We start from the raw sequence: 15,045 nt of genomic DNA, 5'->3' as shown, positions 1-15,045 counted from the left end.
GATGTCGCCCACCTCAGGGCAGCCGCCCGGGACGAGAAGCAGCTTCCGGGCGGCATCGGCTGCCAGGGCGACGCACCTGGCATGTGACTCATCGCTGAGGGAGATGACCTGGGCGGCGCCGAGCACGCCCTGGAACATCCACACATCGTCGATCTCACCCGAGAAGTAGTCCCCCCAGGCCCCGTTGGTCAGGCCGCGGCCGAACTGGACCTGGCCGTTGGCCTCGAAGGGCTGTGCCGCGGACGTCCAGGACACATGGTCGGCACATGTGTCCTTCGGGGCGTCCTCGGCGCAGATCTGGTTCTCCAGCGCGCCGTTGACATACAGCGAGAGCTGGTCGGCGAAGCCGTCGTACACCACGGCGAGGTGGTTCCACCCGTTACTCGACGAGTAATCGAACGTATGGATGGCTGTCTTCCGGGTGAACTCATCACCATCACGGTCGGTGACGCTGACGCTCCACTGACCGACCGGTGTCCCGTCGACAACCGCCACGTGGTCCCAGGCAACCTCGATCGCGCTCCGCTTGCTGCCCGCGATGGACAGTGCGGTCATGTCACGGTCCGGACTGGACGGCTGCTTCACCCATCCGGCGATACTGAAGCTCTGTCCGGTGTGAATGGGCATGGCCGTGGTTGCCGCGTAGTCGCCGTTACCGTTGAACGACAGGCTTCCCCCCGGGTCGCCGCCGGCACCCGGGAGGGCACCGCCCGTCGGGTTGATCGACGCACCGCCGTAGAGCTGCGCGTTCTCCGCGGTCGCGCCGGCGTCGTCGGGAGACACCTTGGGCGTACCGGAAGCTGTGTTGAACTTCCAGCGAGCGCCCAGCTGCGGACGCTGCTGCACCATCTCGCGGGCTTCGTCCACCGTGATGACCCGGTCGAAGACCCGCACTTCGTCGACGTCTCCACCGAGGAACTCGGTGTTGACGCCCGCACGGTTCACCGCACCGATCTGGAGTCCGCCCGGGGAGGCCCAGGGCTTCGTCTGCGCGTACGGGACCTCGCCCATGAGATAGCCGTTGACGAACAGGCGCAGCTTGCCGGTCTTCGCGTCCGACACGCCGATGACGTGGGTCCATTGGCTGTCGGTCGGACCGATGCAGCCGACGGTCCCGGCCGTGCACTGCTGCAGCACCGAGACCAGCGTCGCCGATGCCGAGTCGTCCGTGTAGCGACCGAAGACCCACTTGTTGGCGTAGGCGGAGTAGTACAGCACGAACTCGCTCTGATGTACGCCATTCTGACTGGCTATCATGCGCGCCAAGCTGTCGGTCGGATCCGACATGCGGACCCACGCCGAGACGGAGAAGCTGCGCGTGCCGTCGACCTGCGGACGTGGGGTGCTGATGAAGTCGTCGACCCCGTCGAGGCGGACGCCCTTGCCGGAAACGCCGTCCGCGGTGGTGCCGGCGCCGTTCTGCAACGTGGCGGGCATCGCCTCGGAGCGCCCGAACATCTTGCCGGCGACCGGCTCGTCGAGCGTCCACACGGCCTTGGCCGGCAGTCCCGTCGTGACGGGACGACCAGCCGCCGCCTCGGTCACCTCAGGGCCGCTGAGGGCACGGTTCCACACCGCGACGTCGTCGATCGAGCCCGACCAGGAATCGGCGGGGCTGTCCTTCCACTTCATCAGGCCGAAAGTCATCACTCCTCGGGCCGACCACATGCTCACGTTGGTGGTGGACGTCGCGAGGGCACCGTTGACGTACAGCGTGAGAGTGCGGGCAGTGGCGTCGTACACGCCCGCGAGGTGGGCCCATTCCCCCTCCTGCGCCGTGATGGCGGACTGGGCCGTGAACCAGCCGTAGCCGGACAAGGCGTCGAGGCTGGGGGCCTTGATGCCCCACTTGTCGCCCATGAGGCCCATGGTGATGGACTGGTGCCGGCCGTTCTGGGTGATCACGGCCGTGTTCCTGGTGGGAACGATGCCGACCGGCTTCGCCCAGGCGGAGAACGTGAAGCTGCGGTCGGTCTCGACAACCGCCCGATCCGTCGTCAGGTAGCCGTCGGCGGTGTAGTCCATGCTCACCGACGCACCCGTACCGGTCCGCCCGGGACCGCTGCTGACCGTGTTCCCCGCGGTCGTCTCGAAGGTGCCCTCGGTGCCGGTGAGAGTGCTCGCGCCCTGCGGCTCGTCCATGCTCCAACCCGCGCGCTGGGGGTGACCCGTCAGAACCAGGAAGTAGTACGTCTCCTGCTGCGAGGCGTTGCCCGAGCCGTCCAGGGCCAGGACCGAGAGGCGATGCAGTCCGACGGTGTTCAGCAGCAGGCTCACCGACCGTGGGGCACCGTCGGTGGTGGCGATGGAAATGCCGCCCCTGGCGTCCCCGTCGAGCGCGTACTGGTACTTGACCACGTCCTCCATGACGCTGTCGATCTCGAAGGTCCCGTACCTGCCGACGCCATCGGTCCAGGGAAGCGTGTCGGACTGCTTGTCACTGCCGGGGAACTCCACCGACGACACCTTGGGACCGTCCGGTGCCTGGATGTCGATGTACGTGTAGCACCCGGTGGCGTCTCCGTACGAGCTCCACGGGCCCCATTCGCCCCCGTCCCACGCGCGCGCTTCCCAGCCCACCCATGTGTCCTTGGGGATCGAGGCGGGAAGCGTCACGGAGAAGGGCGAGCCCGACGCCTTGAAGGTGCTGGACGCAGGGGCGGTGCCCTCGGCCCCCGTCGACCACCAGCGACGCTTGTAGCCGTCGCCCGCGTCCCAGTTGACCGCGAACTGCACGCCGATCTTCTCGTTGTCGGGATCCGTCGCGACCGCTGTGACCTGCGGGAGCTTGTTGATCTTGACGCCGGTGGCGAGGCACACCGACCCCGGGGACATGGTCAGCGACTTCATCGGGATCTGGCGCGGCGGCAGGTTGTAGTTCACCCGCAGGCTCGCATCATCGGTGAAGCGCTTCCATGCCTCGGCACGCCCCTCGTTCTCCGCCTTCAGGCCGAAGGTGACGTCACGCCAGCCGTTGGTGGCCGCCGTCTGAACGATGCTCTTGACGTTGGAGGAGCCGAACTCCAGGTAGCCGGCCGCGCAGCTCGAGCTCCAGCCCTTCGCGGCGGTCACGGTCTGGAGCCACTTCTGCCAGAAGCCGCCGGTACCGATGCTCGATGAGTTGTCCCAGGTCGTCCCGGTGCCGATGGCCTTGGTCTGGTACAGCTGCACGGGTTCGGCGGAGCAGCTGTACGAGTGGGACTCGTAGACGTTGAACTCGGCCGAGAGGATGTGCTTCCCGGCGAACTTGCTCGTCACCGGGATGCGGTAGTAGACCCGCTTCACATCGGCGACGGAGCAGCCTGGAGAGGCGCAGTATCCCGTGCCGAAGTCCTTCACGTACGTGCTGTTGTACGTGAACTTGTAGTAGGGCTGGCTGCCGTTCGCCCTGGAGACACCGGCCCACGCGGAAGCGTGGGGGGTGTCCCAGGCCGGGTCGATGAGCACCGGGTAGACGGTGCGCGGATCGTCGAGCAGGGACTGCGTCGGCGTCAGGACCATGGCGTCCTCGGCGCCGGTGCCCTGGCCGTCGGTCGAGAGCTCGATACCGACCGGTGCCGCGTGCGCGACGTCGGAGACGGGCGCGTCCGTGGGGGGAGTCGCCGCCGCGACGGACTTCGCGCTCCCGGTGGTCCGCGCGGTGGGAGAGGCAGGCGCCTCGGCGGCACTGCCGGGGCCGTCCTTCGCTCCGGCGGAGGAGTCGTACATCATCGGTTTGGGTGCGGTGAACACGGCACCGCCGGCGTTCTTGTCGACCGCCACAAGGGAACCGTCGGCGTTCTGCCGCACGGTGAGGCCGTTCGCGTTCAGCCCGATGCGGATCCTGTCGAGCTCCGGGTTCTTCGCCGCCTCCGGCGTCTTGACCACGAGCAGTTGGTTGAAGCCGGTGGGCGTGGCGGTCAGACGGAGGTCGACTCCAGGCAGGACCGACGCGTACGTGGCTGTCTCACCGTCGAGTTCGGGCTCGGGCAGCGACTCGGGCCAGGTCAGCTCCAGCACCTTGCCCGCGCGCGACATCCGGACGAGCGGCCTGTCGCCACCACCCGAGAAGGCGAGGCCCGACAGGGCCGCTCTCGGTTCGACCATCCCGTCGCCGACACGCGTGAGAGACGGGTCGATGTCCGTCCAGACGCCGCCCTTCCGGGTACGCACCGGCTGCGTGTGAGTGACCGACTCCAGCGTTCCGTCCGGACGCGCGGTCACCTCGCTGAACTCGGTCCGCATCGACCCTACGTCGACCGGCTTGCGCGTCTTCTTCGCCGTCGCGACAGCCAGGCTCTCCGGCGTGTCCGCGGCTTCCTGCTGCCGTGCTTCCCCCTTGGTGTCGGCCGCGCTGGTAGCCGCGCCCGTCGCGGCTCCGCTGGGCATGGCGTTCATTCCGGTGAAGGCACATGCCGCCGCGGCCACCATCGCGGTACTGCGGACGAGTCTCCACCGTGTACGTCCGGGTTTCATCGAACCCCCCCTGTTCCCCTCCGTTGAAAGCGCTGGAGGGAATGAAAGGGGGCGGTTCAGAGGCTGTCAAAGAGTTTCAACAAGGCCGACTGTCGCCCTACATCCCGACAGATCCGGGCATCCCGCGAACAGCCCGATCGGGCAAATCAGACAGTTGCGCGCTCCGGACCGTGACGGGAAACACACCGAGTTCTCACAGGTTCCGTCACTCCCACGCCGTCGCCCGGCACGCCAGCCCCACCGCCGCCGCGGCCACCACCAGCGCCCCCGCCAGAGCGGGCCACGGATAGCTGACGGTGGCGGTGTGGGCGGCGGTGACCAGTGGCGAGACGGCCGACTTGGCCGGGGAGCCCGTGGTGACCAGGGCGAGGAGGGAGCCGAGGAGGAGGGTCGTCAGGGACCAGCCCCGGGAGGGGATCAGGGGGCGGGTCGTCAGGGCGCCGACGGCGGTGCCGGTCAGGGCGCATGCGGTCGCCGCGAGGAGGCCCTCGAGCCCGGCCGCGAGCGGGGAGACCCCGCGGTGTGCGCTCACGGCAGTGACGGCCACGACGGCGACGGCGCCGACGAGCAGGGTGGTGCCCGTGCCGGTCAGGATCGCCGCCAGGTGGGCGCGGGTGCGGCCCGCCGCCGCGGCGGTCACCGCGCGGGCGGCCGGGGGTTCCTGCCCGAGGCAGATGCGCACCGCCCAGGCGCTCACCGGGACGAGGGCCGCGACCGTGTAGCCGAGGGCGCCGAGCACCGGTTCGCCCGCGTTGACGCCGACGCCGACGAAGACCGCGTACAGGAGGAACGGGGCGAGCCAGCGCTGGGAGCGCAGGAGCAGGGCGGTCTGGTAGCGGAGCAGCGCGGTCATACCCGTACGCCTTCGGTGGTGAGGGCCTCGATGTGCCAGCCCGCGTCCAGGAGCGCCCGCAGCAGGGTGTCGGAGTGGGTGGCGTCGACGGTGACGGTGAGCCGGGCCGCGTCGGATCCGGCGGGGGCGTACGCCGGGGCGCCCGGGAGGCCGGGCGGGAGCGGGGCTCCGCCGGAGGCGCCGATGCGGACGCGGGGGCGCGGGGGCTCCGCAGGGCGGGGGCGGCGCTCCGGTCCGCGCACCCCGCCCTCCACCACCCGGTACTCCGCGTCCGCCTCCCCCGCCAGCCGGCGCGGGTCGTGGTCGACGAAGACGACGCGGCCGCCGGCCGCGACGCGGGCGCGCACCGCGTGGTCGAGTTCCGTGCGGGCGGTGGTGTCGAGGCCCGTCCATGCCTCGTCGAGGACGAGGAGGTCCGGGTCGGCGAGGAGGGCCTGGGCGACGGCGACCTTCTGGCTGGTGCCCTTGGAGAGTTCGGCGAGCGGGGTGCCGGCGTAGGGCGTCGCGTCGAAGCGGGCCAGCCACTCCCCCGCGCGCGCCGCGGCGTCCCGGCCGGTGAGGCCCTGGACGCGGCCGAGGTGGACCAGGTAGCCGGTCGCGGTGAGCGGCAGGGCGGCGGGGAAGCGCTCGGGGACGTACGCGGTGCGCGGCGGGCGGGCGGTGATCCGGCCCGCGCTGGGCGCGTCGACGCCCGCGAGCAGCCGCAGGAGGGTCGACTTGCCGGAGCCGTTGCCGCCGGTGACGCGGGCGAGGGTGCCGGCGGGCAGGACGAGGCCCACCTCGCGCAGCACCCAGGGTCCGCGCGGGCCGTAGCGGCGGCCGACGCCCTCCAGTCGCATGGCGGAGGTCAGTTGGCCGACTTCTTCTGCGGGGTGAGCTCGCTCGGGCGGACGATGACGAAGCCCTGGCCCTCCAGCTTCAGCTGGACCGCCTCCCCGGAACCGCCGCGCACCATGGAGCCGATCGACTGCGAGCGGTGCAGCGAGGTGCGCAGCTGCTCGCTCCAGCCGACGACGGCGTCGGTGTCGACGTGGACCGGGGCCTCGGGGGTGACCGGGATGACGACCGGGTTGCCCTCGCAGATCAGGGCGATCTTGCCGTGGCCGGTGAAGACGCTGTTGAAGAGGCCGCCGCCGGTCATGCCGGCGCCCTTCACGGTCTTGATCTCGTACGCCAGCGACGCGTCGAAGCACAGCACGTTGCGCCCGTTGACGGTCAGTGCGTCGCCCGGCTCGACCTCGACGATGAAACAGTTCTGCGCCTCGTGGGCGAACCACGCCTCGCCCTGGCCGCGGACGGTCATCAGCGGCAGGCCCTCCCCGGTGAGCGCGCGCTTGAGCAGACCGCCGAGGCCCTGGCTCTTGTGCTCGAACTGGAGGTTGCCCCGGAAGGCGATCATCGAGCCCTGGAGGGCCTGCATCTCCCCCTGGACGGTGTACTTGACCGACTTGGCGTTCTGGAGGGTCATCCCCGGAAACGTCGCCGCCTCGGCGAGGTGCTCACTGGCGAAAAGATCACTCTTCATGGGGGGCATCCTGTCCCGGAAGCCCTCATTCCTACAAGAAAGGCGTGGGGCGCCCGTCCTCCGCGGTGGCAGACTTGCCCGGTGAGCAGCAACGACACCGAGCCCGCGGCGCCCCACGACCCCCGCGACGAGAAGCCGCAGTACGTCCTCCCCCTGGTCGTCCGCATCGAGCGGGACGCTCCCCCGGCCCGTACCGACGCCCTGGAGACCTCCGCCCGCGCGGTCCTCGAGATCCTCGCCGACGACCGTTCGCTCGGCGACGGCGAGTGGGCGCAGGCCATGACGGACTGGCAGGACGCCCGGATCCGCAAGGTCGTGCGCCGCGCGCGCGGTGCCGAGTGGCGCCGCGCCGAGGCCCTGCCGGGCATCACGGTGACCGGCGCGGAGGGCGCGGAGGTACGGGTCTTCCCGCCGGTCCCGCTGGACGGCTGGCCCAAGGAGCTGGCCAAGCTCCAGGTCTCGGGCACCGACCTGGACGACCCGGCCGAGCCGGGCCCCGTGCCGGAGGGCTCGGCCGTGCTGTGGCTCAACCCCGAGCTCGACATGTCCGCCGGCAAGACGATGGCGCAGACCGGCCACGGCGCCCAGCTCCTGTGGTGGGCCCTGTCGGACGCCGACCGCACGACCTGGCGCGAGGCCGGCTTCCCGCTCGTGGTCCGCACCGCACCCCCGGAGCGCTGGTCCCGCCTCACGTCGGGCGACTTGCCCGTGGTCCGCGACGCCGGCTTCACGGAGATCGCGCCGGGCTCGTGCACGGTGGTGTCGGAGTACCCGGCGCCGGGTCTCCGGGCGGGCTGACCCCGCCGGCGGGCCGGAACCTCAAATGAACCTCTGAACGTCCCCCTGTCCGGATTCGAACGCCTGATTCCGGGCCATCAGCTCAGGGACCGAAGGAGGGGGACATGAAGGAACTCGGTATCGGCATCGGCTGGCGGCCCGAGATCGCGGACGCGGTCGAGGCGCTGGACGGGGTCGAGTGGGTGGAGGTCGTCGCGGAGAACCTGTGCGACGACCATCTGCCCGGCTCCCTGGAGCGGCTGCGGGCGCGCGGGGTGACCGTCGTGCCGCACGGGGTCTCGCTGGGGCTCGGCGGGGCCGAGCGGCCGGACGCGGGGCGGCTGGCGGCGCTGGCGCGGAAGGCGGAGCTGCTGGGCGCGCCGCTGGTGACGGAGCACATCGCGTTCGTACGGGCCGGGGGGCCGCTGACTGCGACGCCGCTCCTGGAGGCGGGGCACCTGCTGCCCGTGCCCCGGACCCGGGACGCGCTCGACGTGCTGTGCGAGAACGTCCGGATCGCGCAGGACGCCCTGCCGGTGCCGCTGGCCCTGGAGAACATCGCGGCCCTGGTCGCCTGGCCGGGCGAGGAGATGACGGAGGGGCGGTTCCTCGCGGAGCTGGTGGAGCGTACGGGGGTACGGCTCCTGGTCGACGTCGCCAACCTGCACACCAATCACGTCAACCGCGGCGAGGACCCGGCGCGGGCGCTGTCCGAGCTGCCGGTCGAGGCCATCGCGTACGTGCACGTGGCGGGCGGTCTCGAACGGGACGGGGTCTGGCACGACACCCACGCCCACCCGGTCTCCCAGCCCGTGCTCGACGTCCTCGCCGACCTCGCCTCGCGGGTCTCCCCGCCGGGCGTGCTGCTCGAACGGGACGACCGCTTCCCGGCCCCGGAGGAGCTGGCCGCCGAGCTCGCCGCCATCCGTACGACGGTGGCCGCGTCCCGCCCCCGCCCGCTGCTCATCGGGGCCGGGGCCCGGGTCTCGGGCGGGGCCATGCCGGTACGGGGGGCGGGTGCGGGTGCGGGTGCGCGGGAGGTGCCGAGCGCCGGTTCCGGTTCCGTGCCGTCGCCCCGGCGCGCCGAGCCGCGCCACGCCGCCGCCCGGCAGCGCGTCGGGCTCGCGCAGGCGGCGTTGCTGTCGGCGCTGGTGGCCGGGACGCCCGCGCCGGAGGGGTTCGACGTGCGGCGGCTGGGGGTACAGAGCCGGGCGCTCGCGGCGAAGCGGGCGGACGTCGTGGCCAAGGTCGCGCCCGAGCTGCCGGAGATCCTGGGCGAGGCGTACCGGTCCGCGTTCCTCTCCTACGCCCGGAGCCGGCCCATGACCGACGGCTACCGCCACGACGCCCTCGACTTCGTCGAAGGGCTGCTGGTCGCTGGCCGTCCCGAGGATCCGGCGGCCCGCCGCGCCCTCACCGGCTGGTGGCGGGAGCGGGCCGGCATCCGCCCGCCCGGCCCCGCCGCGCGCCTCGCGCACCGTGTCCGTACCGCTCTCGGAAAGGGGTGAAGCGCCGTGAACCTCCTCGTCGTCCTCTTCTACGTCGCCGGTCTCGCCGCCGTCGTCCGGCTCGTCGCCCTGGCGCGGCGGGGCCGGCGCGGGCCGGGCGGTCCCGTCCAGGACCGCTACGAGGCCGCCTTCCTCAACGGCGGCCCGGCCAGGGTCGTCGACAGCGCCCTCGCCTCCCTGCACGCCGACGGGCGGATCGCGATCGGCGGCCCCGGCATCGTGCGGGCCGTGCGGTCCACCGCGCAGGACCCCGTGGAGCGGGCGGTGCTCCAGGAGCTGGCGGCCGCCCCGCACGGCGCCCTGGCCACCCTGCGGCTCGCCGCCATGCGGCACCCGGCGGTGCAGGAGACCGGTGACGCGCTCGCGGCGCGCGGGCTGATCTCGGAGCCCTCGGCCCGTCGGCGCGCGGTCCGCTGGAGCGTCGGGCTCGGCATCGCGGCCGTGGCGATGGTGCCGGTGGCCCTGGTCGTCACCGTCACCGAGTTCGCGGTGGGCGAGATGCCCGTGCCGTTCATCCTGAAGGTGCTGCCGGTGATCGCCGGGGTGCTGATCACGGCGGTGGTCTGCGGTTCCTCCGCGTCGAGCCGGGTCTCGCCCGCGGGCCACGCCGCCGTCTCCGCGTACCGGCGTCAGCAGGGCCGGCTCGCCGACCCGGGCACGCTCGTCGCGCTGCACGGGCTGAGCGCGCTGCCCGACCCGGAGCTGCGGGAGCAGCTCGCGACGGCGGCCCGTTTCCGTGGCGCGCCGCCGTTCCCGAGGGGCCGGCACGGTTCCTCGGCGTCCTCGGGGCCCGACAGCATCGCCCTCCTGCCGGTGATGTGGTGCGCGGCGGCGGCCGGGGGCGACAGCGGCGGCGGGGGCGGGTGCGGCGGGGGCAGCTCCTGTTCCGGCGGGAACTCGTGCTCCGGCGGCAGCTCGTGCTCCTCCGGCGGGAGCGGCGGCTCGTGTTCCTCGGGCAGCGGCAGCTCCTGCTCCTCCTCGTCCAGTTCGTGCTCCTCCAGCTCCTGTTCGTCCAGCAGCGGGAGCTCCTGCGGCAGCAGTTCCTGACCCTCGCGGGCCGCCCCGCCCGTTCCGGTGGCGGGACGCCCGTTCCTGCCGTACAACCGGGTCATGGTCTGGGTCCCGTTGCTGCTCGTCGCCCTCGTCGTCACCGGCGTCAGCTGCGCCCGGGTGTGCCGGGCCACCGTCGCGGGCGACGCCCGGGCGGCCGGGGGCGGCGACGGGCTGAGCGTCTGCGAGGCGGCGTATCTCGCGGGCGGTCCGCTGCGGGTCACCGATCTCACCCTGGTCTCCATGCACCGGGCCCGGCTGCTGCTGCTCGCGCACACCGGCTGGGCCACGGTGGTGGCCGACACGAGCGGCCGGGACGAGCTGGAGCGGGCGGTGCTCGGGGCGATCGGCCCGGACGGGCAGTCGCGGATCCCGGCGGTCCGGCCGCTGGTCGCCGACGACGAGAGCGTACGGGCGCTGGCGGCCGCCCTGGTCGCGCGCGGGCTCGCGCTGCCGGAGGACGCCCGCCGCTCGGTGGCGTCGGGGGCGCGGGCGGTGCGGGCGGCGTTCCTGCTGACCCTGGCGCTCGGGGCGACCTCGGGGCTGCTGGTCCCGGCGGGCGAGCGGGGGCCGGTGCTCGCCGGGTTCTCGCTACCGCTGGTGGGGGCGGGGCTCTGCCTGCTGATCGCCCGCGCCGAGACGCCCGGCTACGCGTGCTGGGCGTCCCCGGCGGGCAGGCGGCTGCTCGCCGGGCTGTCCCTGGCCGACCCGCTGACGGCGCTCGCCAAGCGGGGCACCGGGGTCCTGGAGCCCGAACTGCGTGCGGCCTTTCGGGTACATGACAGGCAACACCTGGCGTAGGTCCTTTACTTCACCCGCGCGCCGGGGTCCCTTGGTCGTCACGCCGCCGTGGCTAGAAGGGAAGCGCCGATGAGGTCCGTCGCGCTGCACGCGCTCCTGCTGTCCGCCCTCGTCGCCCCCGCCCTCGTCGCGCCGGGCGCCGTGGCCCCCGCCGTCGCCGCGCCGGGGCTCGACGCGCCGCCCGCCGAGACCCGGGGCACCCAGGTCGCCGCGCGGGCCGCCGCCGCCGAGGGCATCCGCTTCGGGGCGTGCCCGGCGGCCGAGCACCTGCCGGCCCCCGTCGAGTGCGGCACCGTACGGGTGCCGCTCGACTACGCGGACCCGAACGGCACCCGGATCCCGCTCACCGTCAGCCGCGCCAGGGCCACCGGCCCGGCCGGCGGGCGGCAGGGCGCGCTGGTCTACAACCCGGGCGGGCCGGGCGCCTCCTCCACGTACTTCCCGCTCGCCGCCGGGCTGCCCGCCTGGCAGCGGATCGCCGCCGCGTACGACCTGGTCGGCTACGCCCCGCGCGGGGTGGGCCGCTCGGCGCCGGTCTCCTGCCAGGACCCGGCGGACCGGACGAAGGGCCCGACGCCCGCGCCGACGCTGCCCTCGGAGGTCTTCAAGAAGGAGCGCACCGCCCGCGCCACGACCTACGCCCAGGGCTGCGCCCGCCGGACCGGCGCGGCCCTGCGGCACTACCACTCGCTCAACAACGCCCGCGACCTGGAGGTCCTGCGGGCCGCGCTCGGCGAGCCGCGGCTCACGTACATGGGCGCCTCCTACGGCACGTACTTCGGCGCCCTGTACGCGACGCTGTTCCCGCACCGGGTGCGCCGGATGGTCTTCGACGCGCCGGTGAACCCGGCCCCGCGGCAGATCTGGTACGCCAACAACCTCGACCAGTCGCTGGCCTTCGAGCGCCGCTGGGCGGACTTCCGCACCTGGGCGGCGAAGCACGACACCGTGTACGGCCTGGGCGTGACGCCCGCCGAGGTGGGCGAGAACTACGAGCGGGTGCGGGCCGAGCTGGCGGCGGCCCCGGCCGGCGGGAAGGTCGGTCCCGGGCAGCTGCACGGGGCGATGCTCCAGGCGCTGTACGACGACCGCTTCTGGCCGGCCCGGGCGGGCGCCCTCGGGGCGTACCTGAAGGGCGACGCGAAGCCGCTGGTCGCGCAGGCCGGGCCCGCCGAGTCGCCCCGCAGCGGGGAGGCGGAGGCCGGCGATCCGGGGAACGCGGCCGCCGTGTACACGGCGGTGGAGTGCAACGACGCACCCTGGCCGGAGGAGTTCGCGCGGTGGGACCGGGACAACACCCGGCTCGCGAGGCTGGCCCCGTTCGAGACCTGGGACAACGTGTGGGCCAATCTGCCCTGCGCGTACTGGAAGGCGCCGCGGCAGCGGCCGCTGGACGTGCGGACGGGTCCCGGGGTGCTGCCGCCGGTGCTGATCCTGGCGGCCGAGCGGGACGCGGCTGCCCCGTACGAAGGGGCGCGGGAGCTGGAGCGCAGGCTGTGGGGGGCGGCGCTGGTGACCGAGCGGGACGCGGGGACCCACGGCATCGGCGGCGGGAGCAACGCGTGTGTGAACGGCTACCTGGAGCGCTATCTGCTCACGGGGGCCGTGCCCGGCGGGACGGCGGAGCCGGAGGGAGGGACGCCGGTGCGGCGCGCGTCATGCGCGCCGCACCCGGAGCCGGACCCGGTGTCGCTGGAGCGGCAGGCGGAGTTCCGCCGGCCCTCTGATCTTCCGGGTCGAGGGGTCGCCGCCCGGCTGGGCGCGGGGCGGTGACCGGGTTCGGTGGGCCGGGCCGTCAGGCCAGGCCGGCCACCAGGTCCGCCACGCTGCGGCGGCGCCCGGTGTAGAACGGGATCTCCTCGCGGACGTGCATCCGCGCCTCGGAGGCCCGCAGGTGGCGCATCAGGTCGACGATACGGTGCAGCTCGTCGGCCTCGAAGGCCAGGATCCACTCGTAGTCGCCGAGCGAGAACGAGGCGACCGTGTTGGCACGCACGTCCGGGTAGCCGCGGGCCATCTTGCCGTGGTCGGCGAGCATCCGGCGGCGGTCCTCGTCCGGCAGCAGGTACCAGTCGTAGGAGCGCACGAAGGGGTAGACCGAGACGTAGTCGCGGGGGGTCTCGTCGGCCAGGAAGGCCGGGATGTGCGACTTGTTGAACTCGGCCGGGCGGTGCAGGGCCATGTTCGACCAGACCGGCTCCAGGGCGCGGCCCAGGCGGGTACGGCGGAAGAGGTTGTACGCCTCCTGGAGCTCGTCGCTCGTCTCGGCGTGCCACCAGATCATCACGTCGGCGTCGGCGCGCAGACCGGAGAGGTCGTACGTGCCGCGGATCGTGATGTCCTTGGCGGCGAGCTGGTCGAACAGCTCCTGGACCTCGTCGGCGTAGCCGGCGCGGTCCTCGGGAAGGTTGTCGCGCAGCTTGAAGACGGACCACAGGGTGTAGCGGATGACCTCGTTGAGGTCCTTCGCCTTCTTACCGGCGTTCGGGATCTTTTCGGGCGCACTCATACGCCTATTCTCGCCCGTCACGAAGAGTGCCCCGCACCAGGGTCGGTGGTTTGCGACGTGGCGATGATCTCGTCGGCCGCGCGGTGGCCCGAAGCGACGCACGCGGGGATGCCGACGCCCTCGTACGCGGCGCCCGCGAGGCGCAGTCCGGGCAGCCCCGCGACGGCGGCGCGGACCCGGGCGATCCGGGCCAGGTGGCCGACCGGGTACTGCGGCAGGCCGCCGATCCAGCGGGTCACGGTGGAGGCGACCGGCCGGGCGGTGAGGCCGGTGGCGGCGGCGAGGTCCTTGAGGGAGACGTCGACGAGGTCGCCGTCCTCGCGGTGCACCTGCTCCTCCTCGCCGTGCCGGCCGACGGAGGTGCGCAGCACGAAGAGGTCCGGGGCGGACTCGGCGACCCAGGCCCACTTCTGGCTGGAGAAGGTGGAGGCCTTGATGGTGTGCCCGTCGACGGGGGGCACGAGGAACCCGGAGCCGGGGAGGCCGGTCACGTCCGCGCGGCGGAAGGCGAGGGTGACCAGGGCCATCGAGGCGTACTCGACGGCGGCGAGCTCGGCGGAGGCGGCGGGCGCGGCGGCGGCGAGGAGCGCGGCGGCGGGTCCGGCGGGGGTGGCGAGGACGACGGCGTCGGCGGTGAGGACCCGCTCGGGGGTGACGACCTGCCAGCCGTGCGGGCCGGTGCGGCGCAGTGCGGTGACCGGGGTGCCGGTGCGGATGTCGCCGCCGGCGGCGCGGATCGCGTCGGCGACGGCCCCGGGCAGGGTGCCGACGCCGCCGCGGATGCCGGCGAAGGCCGCGCCGCCGAGTCCGGTGCCGGCGCCGGCCGCGTCGCTCGGGGTGGCGGCGCCGGCGCGCTGGACGGCGCGGACGGCCTCGGCGAGGGTGGGCCGGCCGCGGGCGGCCTCGAAGAGGGCGGGGACGGCGGCCTTCATGGAGATGCGGTAGGCGTCGCCCGCGTAGACCCCGCCGAGGAGGGGTTCGACGAGCCGGTCGACGACCTCGTGGCCCATGCGCTCGGCGACGTACGCGCCGATGGCGATGTCCTCGCCGATCTCGGTCGGCGGGAGTTCGGCGTCGCGGGCGATCCGGCGGATCGCCTCCTCGGAGAGGAGTCCCTCGACGGCGCGGCCGTCGGCGGGGACGCCCATGACGTGCCCCTTGGGCATGGGGGTCAGTTCGCCGCGGGACCAGACGGAGGCGGTGGTGGTGGCGGGGGCCTGGAGCCGGTCGGCGAGGCCGACCCGTTCGGCGAGCGCGAGGGCCTCGGGGCGGCGGGCGAGCAGGGACTCGGCGCCGAGGTCGACCGGGGCGCCGGCGATCTCCCCGGCGAGCAGCTTGCCGCCGAGCCGGTCGCCGGATTCCAGGAGGGTGACCCGCGCGCCGGACGTGACGAGGCGGTGGGCTGCGGCCAGGCCGGCGATGCCGCCTCCGACGACGACGACGTCCGGTCCGCCCGTGGTCTGCGCGTTCGCGTTCATGGGACCACTCTCTCAAATCGCCCCCGCGCTTCCGTTCCGAGGCCGGACCGTGACCCCTTCGCGACCGCGGCACGGCAACCGGGCGCGGG

11 protein-coding genes are annotated in these 15,045 nt (G+C 73.4%); 5 read left to right on the top strand and 6 right to left on the bottom strand.

What is annotated here, in order from left to right:
• The 4 genes from AB0Q96_RS20080 to AB0Q96_RS20065 all read right to left on the bottom strand — a co-directional run.
• A partial coding sequence (locus AB0Q96_RS20080) for a LamG-like jellyroll fold domain-containing protein (RefSeq protein WP_365327182.1) occupies window positions 1-4,377 on the bottom strand: 4,377 nt, incomplete at its 3' end.
• Window positions 4,378-4,660: 283 nt separating this feature from the next.
• Window positions 4,661-5,308, bottom strand: coding sequence for an ABC transporter (locus AB0Q96_RS20075; RefSeq protein WP_365327180.1), 648 nt, complete (start codon window positions 5,306-5,308; stop codon window positions 4,661-4,663).
• The gene (locus AB0Q96_RS20070) at window positions 5,305-6,147 is read right to left on the bottom strand and encodes an ATP-binding cassette domain-containing protein (RefSeq protein ID WP_365327178.1); all 843 of its coding nucleotides are present in this window, start codon (window positions 6,145-6,147) and stop codon (window positions 5,305-5,307) included. Before AB0Q96_RS20070 ends, AB0Q96_RS20075 begins: the two co-directional genes overlap by 4 nt.
• Before the next feature lie 8 nt (window positions 6,148-6,155).
• Entirely contained in the window at window positions 6,156-6,833 is a 678-nt protein-coding gene (locus AB0Q96_RS20065; protein ID WP_365327176.1) for an AIM24 family protein, read from the bottom strand.
• A gap of 81 nt (window positions 6,834-6,914) precedes the next feature.
• On the opposite strand from AB0Q96_RS20065, the gene AB0Q96_RS20060 reads away from it, so the two are divergent.
• The 5 genes from AB0Q96_RS20060 to AB0Q96_RS20040 all read left to right on the top strand — a co-directional run bounded on the left by AB0Q96_RS20060 (window position 6,915) and on the right by AB0Q96_RS20040 (window position 12,742).
• Entirely contained in the window at window positions 6,915-7,631 is a 717-nt protein-coding gene (locus tag AB0Q96_RS20060) for a peptidyl-tRNA hydrolase (protein ID WP_365327174.1), read from the top strand.
• 104 nt (window positions 7,632-7,735) lie between these two features.
• On the top strand, window positions 7,736-9,118 hold the full coding sequence (locus AB0Q96_RS20055; RefSeq protein WP_365327172.1) for a DUF692 domain-containing protein: 1,383 nt from the start codon (window positions 7,736-7,738) through the stop codon (window positions 9,116-9,118).
• A 6-nt stretch (window positions 9,119-9,124) separates the two neighbouring features.
• Window positions 9,125-10,165 (top strand): TIGR04222 domain-containing membrane protein, encoded by a 1,041-nt coding sequence (locus AB0Q96_RS20050; protein ID WP_365327170.1) that lies wholly within the window; start codon window positions 9,125-9,127, stop codon window positions 10,163-10,165.
• A 63-nt stretch (window positions 10,166-10,228) separates the two neighbouring features.
• The gene (locus AB0Q96_RS20045; protein WP_365327168.1) at window positions 10,229-10,969 is read left to right on the top strand and encodes a TIGR04222 domain-containing membrane protein; all 741 of its coding nucleotides are present in this window, start codon (window positions 10,229-10,231) and stop codon (window positions 10,967-10,969) included.
• 69 nt (window positions 10,970-11,038) lie between these two features.
• Window positions 11,039-12,742, top strand: a complete 1,704-nt coding sequence (locus tag AB0Q96_RS20040) for an alpha/beta hydrolase (protein ID WP_365327166.1) — start codon at window positions 11,039-11,041, stop codon at window positions 12,740-12,742.
• 22 nt (window positions 12,743-12,764) lie between these two features.
• Here the strand turns inward: AB0Q96_RS20040 and hemQ are convergent, their stop codons facing one another.
• Together hemQ and hemG are read right to left on the bottom strand one after the other, a co-directional pair.
• Complete coding sequence (gene hemQ, locus AB0Q96_RS20035; protein ID WP_361176930.1) at window positions 12,765-13,478, bottom strand: hydrogen peroxide-dependent heme synthase; 714 nt, start codon at window positions 13,476-13,478, stop codon at window positions 12,765-12,767.
• 17 nt (window positions 13,479-13,495) lie between these two features.
• The gene (gene hemG / locus AB0Q96_RS20030) at window positions 13,496-14,956 is read right to left on the bottom strand and encodes a protoporphyrinogen oxidase (protein WP_365327164.1); all 1,461 of its coding nucleotides are present in this window, start codon (window positions 14,954-14,956) and stop codon (window positions 13,496-13,498) included.
• Window positions 14,957-15,045: the final 89 nt, after the last annotated feature.

Origin of the sequence: Streptomyces sp. NPDC093111 (genome assembly GCF_040683955.1) — a bacterium.
Classification (GTDB): domain Bacteria; phylum Actinomycetota; class Actinomycetes; order Streptomycetales; family Streptomycetaceae; genus Streptomyces.
This window is presented reverse-complemented; position numbering and strand designations above follow the sequence as displayed.

Excerpts from the sequence above, each read along its gene's own strand:
- AB0Q96_RS20070 (WP_365327178.1), bottom strand. The coding sequence starts at position 6,147 with ATGCGACTGGAGGGCGTCGGCCGCCGCTACGGCCCGCGCGGACCCTGG.
- AB0Q96_RS20075 (WP_365327180.1), bottom strand. The coding sequence starts at position 5,308 with ATGACCGCGCTGCTCCGCTACCAGACCGCCCTGCTCCTGCGCTCCCAG.
- AB0Q96_RS20045 (WP_365327168.1), top strand. The coding sequence starts at position 10,229 with ATGGTCTGGGTCCCGTTGCTGCTCGTCGCCCTCGTCGTCACCGGCGTC.
- hemQ (WP_361176930.1), bottom strand. The coding sequence starts at position 13,478 with ATGAGTGCGCCCGAAAAGATCCCGAACGCCGGTAAGAAGGCGAAGGAC.
- hemG (WP_365327164.1), bottom strand. The coding sequence starts at position 14,956 with ATGAACGCGAACGCGCAGACCACGGGCGGACCGGACGTCGTCGTCGTC.
- AB0Q96_RS20040 (WP_365327166.1), top strand. The coding sequence starts at position 11,039 with ATGAGGTCCGTCGCGCTGCACGCGCTCCTGCTGTCCGCCCTCGTCGCC.
- AB0Q96_RS20055 (WP_365327172.1), top strand. The coding sequence starts at position 7,736 with ATGAAGGAACTCGGTATCGGCATCGGCTGGCGGCCCGAGATCGCGGAC.
- AB0Q96_RS20065 (WP_365327176.1), bottom strand. The coding sequence starts at position 6,833 with ATGAAGAGTGATCTTTTCGCCAGTGAGCACCTCGCCGAGGCGGCGACG.